Below are 16,360 nucleotides of genomic sequence, written 5' to 3'. Positions count from 1 at the left end.
ACTAGGCGGTGCGGCCGGATCTCCAGCCCGACCCTGGCTAGGGCTTGCAGGTAAGAGGGCAGGCCCGGGGACCCTGCTGACATCAGTAGGTGACATCAACAGCGGCATACAAGCGCGTACAGTCGCACACTTGCCACTCGACCAAGGGGCCATGAAACGTGGCCGGATCCAACTGGGCGGGGAGTCAAAAGGGGTGGTGCACCCGCCTACGGATCAGAAGGTTGCAGGTTCGAATCCTGCCGAGTGCACAGCAAGTCAAAGCCCCCTCGGGATCATCCCGGAGGGGGCTTTGTCGTGCCGTACAGCAGTGAAGTACAGCAATGGGTCGAGATCAGTCGGTGTCGGCGTACGTGCCGGTGCCGCCCATCGCGGTTCGAATCCTGCCGAGTGCACACAGGTCAAAGGCCCCTCAGGATCACTCCCGAGGGGCGTTTTCGTGCTGGTACAGCTTTCCCACGCGCCGGGCACCGGCTCAGCGGTAGGGCCCCGGCGCCTCGTGTGTCACTGCCTGACGGTGAAGTACTGCCATGCGCCCCATGTGCTGAGGTTGCCGGTGTCGTTGCTGCTGTGGATGTATTCGGCCCGCATACGGAACTTGCTGTTGACCGCGTTGGTCAGGCTCAGCGTCGCGTAGTTGGTGCTCGTGGTGCTGAGCGGGTGGCAGGAGGAGGTGCTCTGTGTGTGCCAGGCATGGCTGTAGTACCGCTGGGTCTGGAATTTCACGCACTGGCCGGCCTTGTTGGGCGTGACCGTGACGTTCAGCTTGGCCTTGGCGGTGTGGTGGTAGACCCGGTAGAGGAGGCCGCCGTAGTGGGTGCTCCCGTAGTAGCCGCTGAGCGACTCGGACACCTTGGCGTGGGCCGACGCGGTCGTGGTGGCCGTGGCCGGGGTGTAGCGGTAGTCACCGGCGAACGCTGCGGTGAAGGTGGTTTTGCGGGTGAGTTCGTAGGTCGTGGCCAGGTTGCCGTGGCTGTCCACCGTGCCGGTCTTGATCAGCGCCTTCTTGCCGCCATAGGGCTGGGCGTAGACCGCGAGGGTGCGGCTGTTGTAGGTCGTGCCGAGGTGGGCGGTGATCTTCGCGGTCGCTCCGTAGGCGTACGACGCAGCGTTGGTGGTGAGGGACACCGCGGTGGCGCTGCGGGAGACCTGGACGGTCGCGGACGCGTTGACGGACTGGTGGGTGGGGTCACCCGGGTAGGTCACGGTGTACGTATTGGCTCCCCCGACCTGCGGGACGTCGGCGATGCGGAAGGTGCCGTCGGCGGACAGCGGCGCGTCGGGCAGCGCAACACCGGTGGGATGCGCCAGGTCGCTCCTGAGTACGTGGACGACTTCACCGGATGAGTACGGAGCCGCCGACAACTGCCCGGAGACGGTCAGTTGGGCACCCCGGCCGGCTGTCTCCGGTGTGGTGAGGTCGAGGGTGGGCCGGCTCGGGGGCGGGAGCTGCCACGGCACCCCGAACGTGTAAGCGGCCGGCGCCTGTGACTGGTTCCCTGCCACGTCGACTCCGACGACGTAGAGAGTGTGCACGCCCCAGGGCAGGGCGGTCGTCAGACTGCCGTTGCCCCTCGCGTCGGCGGGAACCCGGGCGGCACCGATGCCCGGTTGCTGGTCCAGGCCGACCTCGAAGTGGTCCAGGCCGCTGGCCTGACAGTCCGGGGCCCCCGCCTCGGCGCACCCGCTGGGCAGGGGATCGCCGGAAGAGCTGAAACTGAACGTGGTGGGCTGCCCGGCAGCCTTCGTGGGCGTTCCCGGGCTGCCCACCGGGGGGAAGTCCGGGTTGGTGACGACCGGGGTGAGGGGCGCGCTCGCGTCCACCCTGAAGTAGCAGGGCTCGGTCGGGTTCGAGTACGCCGTCCCGTCGTACGTCGACGCGTGCCAGCCGTAAGTGTGCCCGTCCGCCAGGGGCAGCGGGACGTACACGGACTGGGCAGGCCCGGGCAGTCCGGCGACGGACCCGTCGGCCGCCTGCGAACCGTCCACGTCCCACGCGTGGACGACCCCCTGGTACGTCACCCCGTCGACCGTGGGCCGCGGTACGCCGATGGAGAGGGTCATCCCCGCGGGAGGCGGACTGGACACGGACCGCCAGGTCGGGCTGCCGTCGCTGCCGCAGTCCGCTCCGGACGGCAGTGCGGGCGCCGGCAGTGCCGGGTCGATCGGGGTCTCGTCGGCCGCCGCTGCTGTCGCTGCTGTCGCTGCCGCCGGAAGGGCTGCCACGATCGCGCCGGCCAGCAGAAGCGCGAGCCGGCCGCGCCGGTGCGCGGTTCGATTCACAGGTGTCTTCCTCCCGGGCCATGCCCGTACGTCAGTGTCGAGTGCCTGCACTCTTGCCGGGGGGCAGCGTCCGGGAACTCGGTTGCGTTCGGTTGCGCGCACGGCGATTGCCAGGACCGCATGCGTCTCCCCACGCACGCGGCCTTCCACCCCCGCTGCTGCGGTAGGGGAACCGCAGAGCAGCCGGACGCTAACACCGACTCCGACGACCTCGGTGTTCCTTGATCAAACATTTACTGCGTCCAGGTTTCTGCCACAGCGGACGGCATACCGAGGTGGGTCGTATGCTAGCGCTGGAGATAGTATCGATAGAGATACTATTGTCGGCGGGAGTCCCCATGCGTCGTTTCATCGGGCGGGAACGCGAGCTGACCGTGCTCGGCAACGCCTTGCAGGCGGTTCGCGACGCCGACGGGTCGGCGAGGCCCGGTCAGTGCATCCTCATGCGCGGACGGAGGCGGGTCGGCAAGTCCAGCCTGGTCGAGGAATTCATCCGGCGGACCGGGACGCCGTACCTCTTCTTCACCGCGGCGGGCGGCACGGCGGAGGACGAGCTGACGGAGCTGCTCGACGCTGTCGCCAGATCCACCCTGCCGGAGCGCGAACTGTTCTCGGAGGAGACCCCGCAGCAGTGGAACGCGGCGTTCAGGCTGCTGGCGGAGATCCTGCCCGACGACACTCCCAGCGTCGTCGTCATCGACGAGGTCCCGTATCTGATGGACCGCATCGACGCCTTCGAAGGCATGCTCCAGCGGGCATGGGACCGGCTGCTCAGCCGCAAGCCGGTGCTTCTCCTCCTGGTCGGGTCCGATCTGTCGATGATGGAGGCGCTGAACAGCTACGACCGGCCCTTTCACCAGCGGGGTCGGGAGATGGTCCTAGGGCCTCTGAACCCTGCCGACATCGGCGAAATGCTCGGCGTCTCCCCCGCAGCCGCGTTCGACGCCACTCTGATCACGGGAGGGCTCCCCCTGATCTGTGCCGAGTGGCGGGCCGGAGCGGATGTCTGGGAATTCCTTCGCGACTCGCTGGACAACCCCATCTCGGCGCTGCTGGTCTCCGCCGAACGGTCACTGGCGGCGGAGTTCCCACCGCAGGCGATGAGCAGGGAAGTCCTGCGGGCCATCGGATCAGGGGAGCGAACCTTCACCAACATCGCTCGCGCGGCGGGCGGTATCGCCCACACCACTCTCACCCGAGCCACGGACGTCCTGACCGAGAAGAGGGTCGTGGCCGCAGAGCTGCCGCTCTCGCTCAGGCCGTCGAAGGAACGTCGTTACCGGGTGGCCGACCCCTACCTGCGCTTCTGGCTTGCGTTTCTCGATCCGCACATGGCGGAGATCGAGCGGATGCGCGGGGATCTCACTCTGAGTCGGATCAAGGAGCAGTGGACGAGCTGGCGGGGCCGCGCGATCGAGCCGCTGGTCCGGGAATCCCTCGCCCGCCTGTTGCCGGACGAGCTCCTGCCCGCCGCCCCGGCGGTCGGCGGGTACTGGACCCGCAGCAATGACGTGGAAATCGACTTGGTGGGCGCCGACCGGCAGCCGGTGGCCAAAGAGCTGCTCTTCCTCGGCTCGGTCAAGTGGTTGGAGAACTCCGCGTTCGACAGCCACGACCTGGCAGCGCTGCAGAAACACCGGGCTGCGATGACCGACGAGCCGGTTCCGCTCGTGGCGGTCTCTCGCAGCGGGACCAGGTGTTCCGGTCTCCAGGCGGCCTACGGCCCCGACGAACTGCTCACCGCCTGGCGGAGGGGGTGAGCTGGGCGATGTCACAGGGGGGGAGGTGGGCGGGGCTTCTGCGGTCCTGGACACGGCTCGTGCTCACGGGTGATGGTCAACTCGTTTGACACGGTCGTGGGGTTGTGAGGTGATCCACGGGACTGGCCTGCTGGGGGAGTTGATGTGTCGTACGTGGTCGTGACGCCCCCCGCCGGGGCCGGGACGTCTGGGGAGCAGCTCGCACTCTCCTGCCCGCCCTGTTCAACCTCGTTGTCGCGATCCGGGAGCTGATCCGATGAGCCACTCCGTCGATCACGAACTCGTTCAGGCCGCCGCCGAAGTCGCCCGTACGCGCTGCCGGGGCGACAACCACACCGTGGCCGCCGCGGGGCGCGCTCCGGACGGGCGGATCGTCACCGCGGTGAACGCCTATCACTTCACCGGAGGGCCCTGCGCCGAACTGGTCCTCATCGGGGCGGCGGCCGCGCAGGGTGTCTACGAGCTGGACACCATCGTTGCCGTCGGTGACCGCGACCGCGGGGTCATCCCGCCGTGCGGCCGGTGCCGGCAGGCCCTGCTCGACTACTTCCCCGGCATCGGGGTCATCCTCGGCGAGGGCGACCGGATCCGGACCGTCCCCGTCACCGCGCTGCTGCCCGAGACCTACGTCTGGGCCGACCACCAGCTCGACTCCGAGTGAGTCGACGTCAACCCCGCTGATCCCATACGGCAGTTGCCGCCAGGCCGTGGAACGCCTTCGTGGTGTGCGGGTGGGCGATCTCGTCCAGCAGGTGGCGCCAGTCGGGGTCGGCCGCGGACGGGTGGGCCAGGTCCCAGGCGGTGAGGAGCGGGGTCAGTTCGCTCTCGGACGCGGCCTCGGGAGCGGATGCGGTGGGGGCGGCAGACGCGGTGGACATCAGGGGGTTCATGGGAGGTCCCTTCCGGAGGAGTGCGGTGTGGTCCGGTGCGGTGCTTCTACGATGCCGCCGGTTCCGGCGCGACGACATGTGGCCCGCCGCCCGATCCGGGGTGGGGACAGCTGGACCCGCCCGATGCTGCCACCCCTCCCGGCCTCACTTCGGTTCCCTCCCGACCAAGCTCCGCGACGGCATTGTCGTACCCCTCTGCGATCGTTGAGTCCATGGGCGAGCTGGTGGACCGGGTGGATGAGAACGACCTCGTCATCGGGGTGGTGGACCGGGCGGAGGCCATCGAGAAGGGGTGGCTGCACCGGGTCGCGACCACCGTCTGCCGTGATCCGCTCGGTCGGATACTCGTCCATCGGCGGTCGGACGAGATGTCCCGGTTCCCTGGGCAGTACAACTGGCTGATCGGCGGGGCCGCCGGGGTCGGGGAGTCGTACGAGCAGGCCGCTGCCCGTGAACTCGGTGAGGAGCTGGGGGTGTTCGGGGTGTCCGTGCGGCCTGTTCTCCGGTTCCTGTGCGAGGGGGAGATCAGCCCCTACTGGCTCGGCGTGCATGAGGCCGTCGTGGACGGGGTGGTCGTGCCGGATCCGGAGGAGATCGCGTGGTACGGCTGGTTCGGGGAGGACGAGCTGCTGGAGGCGGTCGGGCGGGGGGAGTTCGCGTTCGTTTCCGACGGGGTGGAGGCGTTGCGGCGGTATCTGGAGCTGGAGCGCTGAGGGCCCGGACATCGCCCTTTCAGCGTTTCAGCAGGCCGTGCTCACCGCGAGGCGGGACAGCCGCGGTCGCCGGGCGGCGGTGGGGCGGATCTCCGGGTGGGGGCTGCGGGTGGTGGTGAAGACATACAGCCGCAGGACCAGGAAGCGACCGATGCCGGCCATCGCGGAGGCGGTGAGGTAGACCGTCTGCTCCGTGAGCAGGGTCGGGGTCGACTGAGCCGTGTGCAGGAGGACCATCGCGGCGCTGGTCATCGCGTACGCGGCGACCGCCGAGCCGGAGGACTGGAAGTGCCTGCGCAGGCCCGCGCGGCGGCCCGTGCCGAAGGTGAACAGGGCGTGCAGCTCGGTGCACAGCAGCGTGGAGACCACCGTGATCACCGCGTTCGCGACCGCCCACGGCATCGTCATGGCCACCATCGGTACGGCGAAGCTGGACAGCACGCCGACCCCGCCGCCGCAGACGACGAAGCGCACGAAGGAAGCGAGGGGGCCGGGAGCCGCCGGAGAGGGGGACAGGGACGGGGACTTTGTGCTGTCGGCCGTCTGCGGCTCCATCGTGGGGGTCCCTCCGGTTCGTCGCGAGTCCGTCGGCTTCGTCGGCTTCGTCAGCCGCATCGGCTGCATCGGCCGCATCAGCCGCATCGGCTTCACCGGCTTCGCGATCTGCCGACCCCCGGTGGATCGGCTGAGATCAACGATGCCGTCGCGCGAGCGCCGGATCGATGGAGTGCCCTCCCCGATCGAAGGTAGGGCTGGCTCCACCCCGGTGGTGGGGGGTCCCCGCCGCCCCGGGCGATTCAGCCCCCAACACCCCTCGCGATCCCTGCGAGTTCCCGGTCGGTTCCCCGCTACTCGCCCCCGGCGTCCTTCGCCCGCAGCTCCTCGATGTACGCGAGCGCCAGGTTCGTCGTACGGCTGAACCAGTCGTGGAGTACGGCGATTTCGTCGGCGGAGTACTCGGCGAAGACGGCGTCGAGGCGGTCGTAGTACGGCTGGTAGAGGGCGACGACCTTGGCCACGGCCTCGGGGCGTGCGGCGACCCGGACGCGGCGGCGGTCGGTGGGGTCGGGGACGCGGGTGACGTAACCGCCGCGTTCGAGGCGGTTGAGGATGCCGGTGACCGCGCCGGTCGTGACGTGGGCCTGTTCGGCGATGTCGCCCGCCGTGAGGAGGTCCTCGCCGGCCCTCAGGACGTAGGCGAAGGACAGCAGGTCGGTGACGTTCACACCCAGCCGTTGGGCCATCTCCTGCTGGCCGAGGTGGGCGGTGGCGATGAAGAAGTCCATCGCCTCCAGCGCCTGGGCCGCGGTGGCGGCGGGACGGGGCTCGGCGGGGTGGGGCTCGGCCGACATCGGAATCCTGATTCTCTTAGCGCGTGAGAGGTTTCTGAGTTAAATTTCTTAGGACGTGAGAGAAATGGTCGAGGAGGAGAGGATCTGTGAGCGCACATCAGTATGACGAGGGGCATACGGTCGCGGGCTGGACCGGCTTCGGCATCGCGACGGTGGGGACGGCCGTGGCGGGGCTGGGTGTGTGCCTGGTCTCCGGCGTGCTGATCGTCGGCGGTCTCGCCGTCGTCGGGGTGAGCGTCCTGGTCACCTGGGCCCTGCACCTGTCCGGCTGGGGCAAGCCGCCGGGGCGTCGGCCGCGCGAGGAGTGGGAGATGCGGGTCCGGGACTCCGGCGCGCGGGAGGGGCACGAAGAGTGTGTCGGGTGCCGGATCGCCGGGCGGAGGAGAGAGCGGCCGAGCGCTACGGCGGTCGGAGCGGAGGCGGGAGCGGGGGCGACGGCGGGAGCGGAAGCCGGAGCCGGAATGGAGGCAGGAGCGGGAGCGAGGGTCGCGGCGGAGCCGATCGCAGCGGAGTCCTCCGGCTGACCCCCCCCGTCACCCCGACCCCCCCGTCACCCCGAACCCCCCGTCACCCCCACCCACCCCCCGTTGTCAGTGGTCCCCCCTACCCTCGTCAGAGATGGCACAGGCATGGAAGTGCACGGGGCTGCGATGGTCGGTCGAGGGTCCCGTGCTGCGGTGGGACGGTGGGCGGCGCAGTGCGCTGACCTGGGGGAAGCGGGTGGCCTTCGGGGTCGTGGAGGGGGGTGTGCGGACATGCGTGGGAGCGCGGGGGCACGCGTGTGCGGCGCGGGTCGCGGTGTCGGGGCGGAGCACCGGGGCCCGGTGCGAGGAGTGCGCGCGGCTGGACCGGGCGCACTCGGTGGCCGCCGACACCCTCGCGGACGATCCACGGCCCTACCGGGTATACCTCGCGTGGTTCGGGCCCGGCATGGTCAAGGTCGGCATCACGGCATACGAACGGGGCTCCGCGCGGCTGCTGGAACAGGGAGCCGTCTGTTTCAGCTGGCTCGGCACCGGCCCGCTCATGGCGGCCCGGCGCACCGAGGAACTGCTGCGGGCCGCGCTGGCGGTGCCCGACCGTGTTCCGTACGGCGACAAGCGGGCCGTACGGTCGTCCCTGCCGGCCTCGGCCGCCGAACGGGCCGCCGAGATCGCGGAGTTGCACGCGCGGGCCCGGACACTGGGCGGCTGGCCGGAGTCCCTGGAGCGGGCGCCGTACGAACCGGTCGACCATGTCGAGATCTTCGGTCTCGCGGGTCTGCCCACCGCTGTGGGCGAGGTGAGCGGGCTCGTGGCCGGCGGGTCGGTGGGGGGCCGGCTCCTCGCGGCCGCGGGGCCCGACCTGCATCTGGAGACGGCGGGCAAGGGGGTCGTCGTACTGGACACCCGGCTGATGACGGGCTGGGACCTGGTCCCGGCAGAGGGTGAGGAAATCGCCGTTCCCCTAAGGGAGTTCAAGCAGGCGCAGGGTATGCAGGACGGGCTGTTCTGACCGGCGGAACAAGGGATTCCCAGGGGTTCCCTGAGAGGCGCCTGTGCGTTTCTCAGGGAAATCACAGATTTCCGCAAGGGTGTTCTCAGGGGGCCCCGACATCGTGGTCACCATGACCACGACCTCGCCCCAGGGGCGCACCGAACTGCTGAGGCCGGACGGGAGCCCCGTCCGAGTGCTTGTGGTGGACGACGAGCTGTCGATCACCGAACTGCTGTCCATGGCCCTGCGCTACGAGGGCTGGCAGATCCGCAGCGCGGGAGACGGCACGGGTGCCGTGCAGACCGCGCGGGACTTCCGGCCCGACGCCGTCGTCCTCGACATGATGCTGCCGGACATGGACGGCCTGGCCGTGCTCGGCCGGCTGCGCCGTGAGCTGCCGGACGTGCCCGTGCTGTTCCTGACGGCCAAGGACGCCGTCGAGGACCGTATCGCCGGGCTCACCGCGGGTGGGGACGACTACGTCACCAAGCCGTTCAGCCTCGAAGAGGTCGTGGCCCGGCTGCGGGGGCTGATCCGGCGGTCCGGTGCGGCCGACCGGCGGTCCGAGTCCGTGCTGGTCGTCGGCGACCTCACCCTCGACGAGGACAGCCACGAGGTCTCGCGGGCCGGGGACAACATCCACCTCACCGCGACCGAGTTCGAACTCCTGCGGTTCCTGATGCGCAACCCCCGGCGGGTGCTCAGCAAGGCGCAGATCCTCGACCGGGTGTGGTCGTACGACTTCGGCGGCCAGGCCAACGTCGTCGAGCTGTACATCTCGTATCTGCGCCGGAAGATCGACGCGGGGCGGGAGCCGATGATCCACACCCGGCGCGGCGCCGGTTATCTGATCAAGCCCGCCGCCTCATGAGCGGACGACGACGGCCGCGGGCGCAGAAGCGGGCAGGGCGAGCAGGAAAGCCGCGCACGCTGCGGACGCGGCTCGTCGTCGCTTCCGTGGTGCTGATCGCCGTGGTCTGCGCGGTGATCGGCACCGTGACCACGCTGGCGCTGCGGTCCCATCTGTACGACCAGCTGAGCGGCAAGCTGAACGAGGCCGCGTCACGGGCGGCGCCGCGCCACCTCCCGCCCGGGCAGTTCGACGACGGCGACAAGGACGGGAAGGACCCCCTCGGTCAGGGGAACCGGCAGAACACCCCCGCCAGGTTCGTCACGGGCCCGGGGCCGGACGGCACCATCGCGGCCAAGGTCGAGAAGGGCACGATCACCGACGCCAAGCGCGGAGTGAAGTCCGGCTCGGACCAGAACTTCGGGATGACCGCCGAGAACCTCACGGCCGCTCAGATCAAGGTGCTCAGCGCGGTCCCCAAGGACAACAGCCAGCACAAGGTCGAGCTCCCCGGCATCGGCGACTACCTCGTCCGGTACTCCTCCAACGACACCTCCGCCTACTACGTCGCCGTCTCCACCAAGGACATCGACGCCACCGTCGACACGCTGATCCTCGTCGAGGTCAGCGTCACCGCCGCCGGTCTCGGTGCCGCCGTCATCGCCGGATACGTGCTGGTCGGGCTCGCCACCCGCCCCCTGCGCAAGGTCGCCAACACCGCCACCCGGGTCTCCGAACTCCGGCTGCACACCGGCGAGGTGAACCTCAGCGAGCGGGTGCCGGAGTCGGAGTGCGATCCGCACACCGAGGTCGGCCAGGTCGGCTCCGCGCTGAACAGGATGCTGGACCACGTCCACGGCGCCCTGCACGCCCGGCAGCAGAGCGAGATGCGGGTACGGCAGTTCGTCGCGGACGCCAGTCATGAGCTGAGGACCCCGCTCGCCTCCATCCGCGGCTACGCCGAGCTGACCAGACGCGGCAGGGAGCAGGTCGGCCCCGACACCCGGCACGCGCTCGGCCGCATCGAGTCCGAGGCGGGCCGGATGACCCTGCTCGTGGAGGACCTGCTGCTGCTCGCGCGCCTGGACGCCGGACGGCCGCTCCAGTTCGAGCAGACCGACCTGATCCCGCTGGTCGTGGACACCATCAGCGACGCCCGCGCGGCCGGCATGGACCACAACTGGCGCCTGGACCTGCCCGACGAACCCGCCCTGGTCTCCGGCGACGCGGCCCGTCTCCAGCAGGTCCTCATCAACCTGCTCGGCAACGCCCGCAAGCACACACCGGAGGGGACCACCGTCACCGCACGCGTGCAGCGACGCGGACCCTGGATGTGCGTGGAGGTCGAGGACAACGGCCAGGGCATCCCGCCCGAGCTGCTGCCGCACGTCTTCGAACGGTTCGCGCGCGGTGACTCCTCGCGCTCCCGTGCCTCGGGCTCCACCGGGCTCGGGCTCGCCATCGTGCAGGCCGTGGCGACCGCGCACGGCGGTGCCGTGACCGTCGACAGCGTGCCCGGGCGCACGGTCTTCACCCTGCACCTGCCCGCTGTCGGTCCCGCGACCCCGCGTCCGGCGCCCGAAACGAACTGGCAATCGCACTCACAGGCACAGCACAGCGCCGCCATATGGGTGCAACAGGGGGCTTGACCAGAGTCGTTCGCATGCGAACCGACTCTTCTCCCGGCACCCTGCCGGCGCGGGAGCACCTCCCGGCCGGCGACGCCGGTACGCCTGTCCTGGACGTAGTGATCCCCGTCTACAACGAGGAGAAGGACCTCCAGCCGTGTGTGCGGAGACTGCACGAGCACCTCAGGCGCACGTTCCCGTACGCGTTCCGCATCACCATCGCGGACAACGCGTCGACGGACACCACTCCCCTGGTGTCGCAGCGGCTGGCGGCGGAGATCCCCGAGGTCAGGGCCTTCCGGCTGGAGCAGAAGGGCCGCGGCCGGGCCCTCAGGACCGTCTGGTCCGCCTCGGACGCCCCCGTCCTCGCCTACATGGACGTCGACCTGTCCACCGACCTCAACGCGCTGCTGCCGCTGGTGGCCCCGCTGATCTCGGGCCACTCCGACCTGGCGATCGGCTCCCGGCTCGCCCGCAGTTCCCGGGTCGTGCGCGGCCCCAAGCGCGAGTTCATCTCCCGCGCCTACAACCTGATCCTGCGCGGCTCGCTGCACGCCCGCTTCTCCGACGCGCAGTGCGGCTTCAAGGCCATCCGGCGGGACGTGGCCCAGGTCCTGCTGCCGCTGGTCGAGGACACCGGCTGGTTCTTCGACACCGAGATGCTGGTCATCGCCGAGCGCGCGGGCCTGCGTATCCACGAAGTGCCCGTCGACTGGGTCGACGACCCGGACTCCACCGTGCACATCGTCAGGACGGCGACCGAGGACCTCAAGGGCGTGTGGCGGGTGGGCAAGGCGCTCGCCACCGGCGCGCTGCCGCTGGACCGGATCACCCGCCCGTTCGGCGACGACCCGCGCGACCGTGACGTCCAGGACGTGCCGAAGGGGCTGGCCCGCCAGCTCGTCGGGTTCTGTGTCGTCGGCGGGCTGTCCACCCTCTTCTACCTGCTGCTGTACAGCGTCTTCCGGCAGTTCTGCGGCTCCCAGATCGCCAACGCGCTGGCCCTGCTGGTCTCGGCGGTCGCCAACACCGCCGCCAACCGGCGGCTGACCTTCGGGGTGCGCGGGCGGGGCGGCGCCGTCCGGCACCAGGCGCAGGGGCTGGTCGTCTTCGGTATCGGCCTCGCGCTGACCAGCGGCTCCCTCGCCGCGCTCGGCGCGGCCACCAGCGACCCGGCGCACTCCACCGAGCTGGCGGTGCTGATCGCCGCCAACCTCGCGGCGACCGTGCTGCGGTTCCTGCTCTTCCGGGCCTGGGTGTTCCCCGAGCGGGACGAGAGCCCGTCACGGTCCACGGTGGTGACCACGTACACGCCGTCCGCCGCACCGGCCTACGGCACGCGGCAGCCGTACGCCCCGCTGCCCACGCGCCCGACGGCGCACCATTACGCCACCGCGCCGTACAGCCCGCCCACGCCGTACACCCCTCAGACCACGTACAACCCGCAGTCTCTCTACGACGCCACCGTCCCGTCGCAGCCGTTGCGCCCCACCGACACCGACACCGACACCGATACCGACCCGAGGAACTCCTGATGACCACGCAGACCGACCATTCGACCCGGCAGGGTTCCGGATGGGGCCCGGCGGTGACCGTGACGGACGTACCGGACGTCGCTCCCCCGGCCCCCGAGTCCGGTGAACCCCAACAGCCCTTCGCCCGCAGACTGTGGCGCGGCCGCCCCGAGGACCCCCGCTGGGCACGCCCCGCGTTCTGGGGCCTGCTGCTCGCCACCGCCGCCCTCTACTTCTACAACCTGAGTGCCTCCGGCTACGCCAACTCCTTCTACTCGGCGGCCGTCCAGGCCGGCACCAAGAGCTGGAAGGCGATGTTCTTCGGCTCGCTGGACGCGGGCAACGCCATCACCGTCGACAAGCCCTCGGCGTTCCTGTGGCCGATGGAGATCGCGGCCAGGATCTTCGGTCTGAACTCCTGGACGATCCTCGGCCCCGAGGTCCTCATGGGCGTCGGCACGGTCGCCGTCGTCTACGCCTCCGTGAGGCGCCGGTTCAGTCCCGGGGCCGGTCTGATCGCGGGCGCGGTGCTCGCGCTCACCCCCGTCGCCGCGCTGATGTTCCGGTTCAACAACCCGGACGCGATGCTGGCCCTGCTGATGGCGCTGGCCTGCTACTTCGTCGTACGGGCCGTCGAGGACGGCCGGACGAGGTGGCTGGTGTGGGCGGGGGTCGCGATCGGGTTCGCGTTCCTCGCGAAGACCTTGCAGGCCTTCCTGATCCTTCCGGCGCTGGCGTTCGTGTACGCGGCGGTCGGCCCGCACCGGCTGAAGAAGCGGATCGGACAACTGGCGCTCGCGACGGTCGCGTTGGTCGTCTCCGGCGGCTGGTGGGTCGCGATCGTCGAGCTGTGGCCCGCCTCCTCGCGCCCCTACATCGGCGGCTCCCAGAACAACTCGTTCCTTGAACTGACCTTCGGCTACAACGGACTCGGCCGCCTCAACGGCGAGGAGACCGGCAGCGTCGGCGGGGGTGGCGGTGGCGGCACCGGCCAGTGGGGCGAGACCGGCTGGAACCGGATGTTCAACTCCGAGATCGGCAGCCAGATCTCCTGGCTGCTGCCGGCCGCACTGATCCTGCTGGTCGCGGGCCTGGTGGCCACCCGCAAGCTCAAGCGGACCTCCGCCACCCGCGGTGCCTTCCTCGTCTGGGGCGGCTCGCTGCTGATCACCCTGGTGGTCTTCAGCTTCATGGCGGGCATCTTCCACCAGTACTACACGATCGCCCTCGCCCCCTACATCGCCGCCGTGGTCGGCATGGGCGCCGGAATCCTGTGGGAGAGGCGCGCCGGGACATGGGCCTCGCTCATTCTCGCGGCCGCGGTGGTGGCCGGTGCGGCCTGGGGGTACGTCCTCCTCAACCGCACCCCCGACTACCTTCCCTGGCTGAAGTGGCTGGTCCTGGTCGGCGGTCTGGTCGCAGCGCTCGGCCTGATCTTCGTGGCCCGACTCGGCCGGCAACTGGCGCTCGGGGTTGCGGCCCTGGGCATCGTGGCCGCGCTGGCCGGTCCGACGGCGTACACCCTGAGCACGGTGAACTCCGCGCACACCGGCTCCATCCCGACGGCGGGACCGGCGGGTGCGAGCACGATGGGCTTCGGTGGCGGCGGCCGGGGCGGAGGTCCCGGCGGCGGTGGCGGCATGGGCGGCTTCGGCGGCTTCGGCGGCCAGAACCAGCAGAACGGGAACGGAAACGGGAACGCGAACGGGAATGCGAACGGCAATACGCAGGGCCAGGGCCAGAGCCAGCAGGGTCAGGGCTTCCCGGGCGGCGGCATGCCGGGGCAGAACGGCACCCCACAGGGCAACGGCACCACCCGGAACCAGCTGGGCGGCATGCGCGGCGGCGGCGCCGGCGGCCTGCTCAACGGCGCGACCGTCTCCTCCGAGGCCAAGAAGCTGCTCCAGGCCGACGCGGACGACTACACCTGGGCGGCGGCCGCGATCGGCGCCCAGAACGCGGCGAGCTACCAGCTGGCCTCCGACGAGTCCGTGATGGCGATCGGCGGCTTCAACGGCACCGACCCGTCCCCGACGCTGGCCCAGTTCAAGCAGTACGTGGAGGAAGGAAAGATCCACTACTTCATCTCCAGCGGCACCGGCGGCGGCATGGGCCGCAGCAGCAGCGGTACGTCCTCGCAGATCACGAGCTGGGTCGAGGCCAACTTCAAGAAGGTGACGGTCGGTTCGGCCACCTTCTACGACCTCACCCAGAAGGCGAGCAGCTGACGGTTCTGCCAGGAGGGGGCGGTGACATCGGTCGCCGCCCCCTTCGGCGTACGGGGGAAAGTGTGTTGTACGCCGTATAGGAATTGTTCTACGGTGTACAACATGACCGCCCCCGCCACTGCACCCGTCCCCGTCCCCGTCACCCAGGGCCACCCCCAGCGCTGGCTGATCCTCGGCGTCATCTGTCTCGCCCAGCTGACCGTGCTCCTCGACAACACGATCCTGAACGTGGCGATCCCCTCGCTCACCCGTGAACTGGGCGCCGCGACCTCCGACATCCAGTGGATGATCAACGCGTACTCGCTGGTCCAGTCGGGGCTCCTGCTCACCGCCGGCAGTGCCGCCGACCGCTACGGCCGCAAGAAGATGCTGGCCGCCGGCCTGGTCCTGTTCGGTCTCGGCTCACTGGCCGCGGGCCTCGCGGACTCCACCGCCCAACTCATCGCGGCACGGGCCGGGATGGGCGTCGGCGGGGCACTGCTGATGACCACCACACTCGCCGTGGCGATGCAGATCTTCGCGCCCGAGGAGCAGCCGAGGGCGATCGGCATCTGGGCGGCGGTGAACTCCCTGGGCTTCGCGACCGGCCCCCTTCTGGGCGGCTTCATGCTGAACCACTTCTGGTGGGGCGCGATCTTCCTGATCAACCTGCCGGTCGCCGCGCTCGCGCTGGTCGCGGTGGTTGTCCTGGTCCCCGAGTCCAAGGCGGTGTCTTCCCGGGGGACCACCCCCGGGTCCGCGGGGCGGGGCGACCGTCCCGACCTGCTGGGTGCCCTGCTCTCCACGATCGGCATGGCCTCCCTGGTGTTCGCGATCATCTCCGGCCCCGAGCACGGCTGGACGTCGGGCCGGGTGCTGGCACCGGCTGCCGTGGCGGTCGTGGTCCTCTCCGCGTTCGCGTGGTGGGAGAACCGGATCCCGCACCCCATGCTCGACATGCACTTCTTCCGCGACCGCCGCTTCACCGGCGCGGTGGCTGGCGCGGTACTGATCACCTTCGGCATGGGCGGCTCGCTCTTCCTGCTCACCCAGCACATGCAGTTCGTGCTCGGTTACGGCCCCCTGGAGGCGGGCCTGCGCACGGCACCGCTCGCGCTGATGATCGTGGCCCTCAACTTCACGGGCCTGTCGGCGAAGTGGTCGGCCCGCCTCGGCACCCCGCTCTCCATCGGGCTCGGCATGGCGGTGATGGCGGCGGGCCTGGCCTCGATCGCCACGCTCACCGGCCACGGGTACCCGGGCACGCTGCTGGGGCTCGTCCTGATCGGTGCGGGGGCGGCGGTCGCGAGCCCCGCGATGGCCCACGCCATCATGAGCGCGATTCCGCCGGAAAAGGCCGGCGTGGGCGCGGGGATCAACGGCACGGTGGCGGAGTTCGGGCAGGGGCTGGGCGTCGCGGTACTGGGCGCGGTGCTGAACTCCCGGTTCGCGGCGGGGATTTCGGTGGCCGCGGTGTCCCTGCCGGGGGCGTTGGCGGAGGCGGGGTCGGGCTCGGAGAGGGCGCGGATCACGGAGGCGTTCGCCTCCGGCCTGGAGAGCAGCCAGCTGGTGGGGGCGGTGGCTGTGTTGCTCGGTGGGGTGGTGGCGGGGGTGTTGTTGCGGCGGGCGGAGAGGGAGACAGTCGCCTAAGGGGGTGGGGGCGATGGTGCGTCGGCGGCCGCGGGTCCGC

Annotated in this window: 14 protein-coding genes; 10 read left to right on the top strand and 4 right to left on the bottom strand. The window is 70.3% G+C overall.

Going from position 1 to position 16,360, the window contains the following annotated elements:
* Positions 1-501: 501 nt before the first annotated feature.
* A complete protein-coding gene (locus H295_RS44670; RefSeq protein WP_020134040.1) occupies positions 502-2,280 on the bottom strand; it encodes a hypothetical protein in 1,779 nt (592 codons plus the stop codon).
* A 338-nt stretch (positions 2,281-2,618) separates the two neighbouring features.
* Here H295_RS44670 and H295_RS0103940 point away from each other — a divergent pair, with 338 nt between their 5' ends.
* Both H295_RS0103940 and H295_RS0103935 read left to right on the top strand, forming a co-directional pair.
* The gene (locus H295_RS0103940; RefSeq protein WP_028809021.1) at positions 2,619-4,040 is read left to right on the top strand and encodes an ATP-binding protein; all 1,422 of its coding nucleotides are present in this window, start codon (positions 2,619-2,621) and stop codon (positions 4,038-4,040) included.
* 256 nt (positions 4,041-4,296) lie between these two features.
* On the top strand, positions 4,297-4,701 hold the full coding sequence (locus H295_RS0103935) for a cytidine deaminase family protein (RefSeq protein ID WP_020134038.1): 405 nt from the start codon (positions 4,297-4,299) through the stop codon (positions 4,699-4,701).
* Positions 4,702-4,708: 7 nt separating this feature from the next.
* Here H295_RS0103935 and H295_RS0103930 read toward each other — a convergent pair whose 3' ends face one another.
* Positions 4,709-4,930, bottom strand: coding sequence for a hypothetical protein (locus H295_RS0103930; RefSeq protein WP_020134037.1), 222 nt, complete (start codon positions 4,928-4,930; stop codon positions 4,709-4,711).
* Positions 4,931-5,142: 212 nt separating this feature from the next.
* On the opposite strand from H295_RS0103930, the gene H295_RS0103925 reads away from it, so the two are divergent.
* A complete protein-coding gene (locus H295_RS0103925) occupies positions 5,143-5,643 on the top strand; it encodes an NUDIX hydrolase (protein WP_020134036.1) in 501 nt (166 codons plus the stop codon).
* A gap of 27 nt (positions 5,644-5,670) precedes the next feature.
* Here the strand turns inward: H295_RS0103925 and H295_RS0103920 are convergent, their stop codons facing one another.
* On the bottom strand, positions 5,671-6,198 hold the full coding sequence (locus tag H295_RS0103920; protein WP_043217088.1) for a GtrA family protein: 528 nt from the start codon (positions 6,196-6,198) through the stop codon (positions 5,671-5,673).
* A 293-nt stretch (positions 6,199-6,491) separates the two neighbouring features.
* Positions 6,492-6,995 carry a MarR family winged helix-turn-helix transcriptional regulator gene (locus H295_RS0103915; protein ID WP_020134034.1) on the bottom strand — a complete coding sequence of 168 codons (504 nt, stop codon included), beginning with the start codon at positions 6,993-6,995 and terminating at the stop codon, positions 6,492-6,494.
* Between the two features lie 86 nt (positions 6,996-7,081).
* Between H295_RS0103915 and H295_RS0103910 the strand changes: the two genes are divergently transcribed.
* From H295_RS0103910 to H295_RS0103880, 7 genes are all read left to right on the top strand, one after another.
* Positions 7,082-7,519, top strand: a complete 438-nt coding sequence (locus H295_RS0103910) for an HGxxPAAW family protein (RefSeq protein ID WP_020134033.1) — start codon at positions 7,082-7,084, stop codon at positions 7,517-7,519.
* A 94-nt stretch (positions 7,520-7,613) separates the two neighbouring features.
* Positions 7,614-8,489, top strand: a complete 876-nt coding sequence (locus H295_RS0103905; RefSeq protein WP_078616551.1) for a DUF2797 domain-containing protein — start codon at positions 7,614-7,616, stop codon at positions 8,487-8,489.
* 112 nt (positions 8,490-8,601) lie between these two features.
* Positions 8,602-9,342, top strand: coding sequence for a response regulator transcription factor (locus tag H295_RS0103900; RefSeq protein ID WP_030319293.1), 741 nt, complete (start codon positions 8,602-8,604; stop codon positions 9,340-9,342).
* A complete protein-coding gene (locus H295_RS0103895) occupies positions 9,339-10,970 on the top strand; it encodes a sensor histidine kinase (RefSeq protein ID WP_028809020.1) in 1,632 nt (543 codons plus the stop codon). The genes H295_RS0103900 and H295_RS0103895 overlap by 4 nt, the downstream gene beginning before the upstream one ends.
* Positions 10,971-10,984: 14 nt before the next feature.
* Complete coding sequence (locus tag H295_RS0103890) at positions 10,985-12,484, top strand: bifunctional glycosyltransferase family 2/GtrA family protein (protein ID WP_020134029.1); 1,500 nt, start codon at positions 10,985-10,987, stop codon at positions 12,482-12,484.
* A complete protein-coding gene (locus H295_RS0103885; RefSeq protein WP_020134028.1) occupies positions 12,484-14,691 on the top strand; it encodes a glycosyltransferase family 39 protein in 2,208 nt (735 codons plus the stop codon). Before H295_RS0103890 ends, H295_RS0103885 begins: the two co-directional genes overlap by 1 nt.
* Positions 14,692-14,793: 102 nt before the next feature.
* Entirely contained in the window at positions 14,794-16,320 is a 1,527-nt protein-coding gene (locus H295_RS0103880) for an MFS transporter (protein ID WP_051135502.1), read from the top strand.
* Positions 16,321-16,360 lie beyond the last annotated feature (40 nt).

Source organism: Streptomyces sp. 351MFTsu5.1, from assembly GCF_000383655.1.
In the GTDB taxonomy this organism is placed as follows: domain Bacteria; phylum Actinomycetota; class Actinomycetes; order Streptomycetales; family Streptomycetaceae; genus Streptomyces; species Streptomyces griseorubiginosus.
The sequence above is the reverse complement of the archived record's forward strand: the minus strand, read 5'-3'. Positions and strand labels throughout refer to the sequence as shown.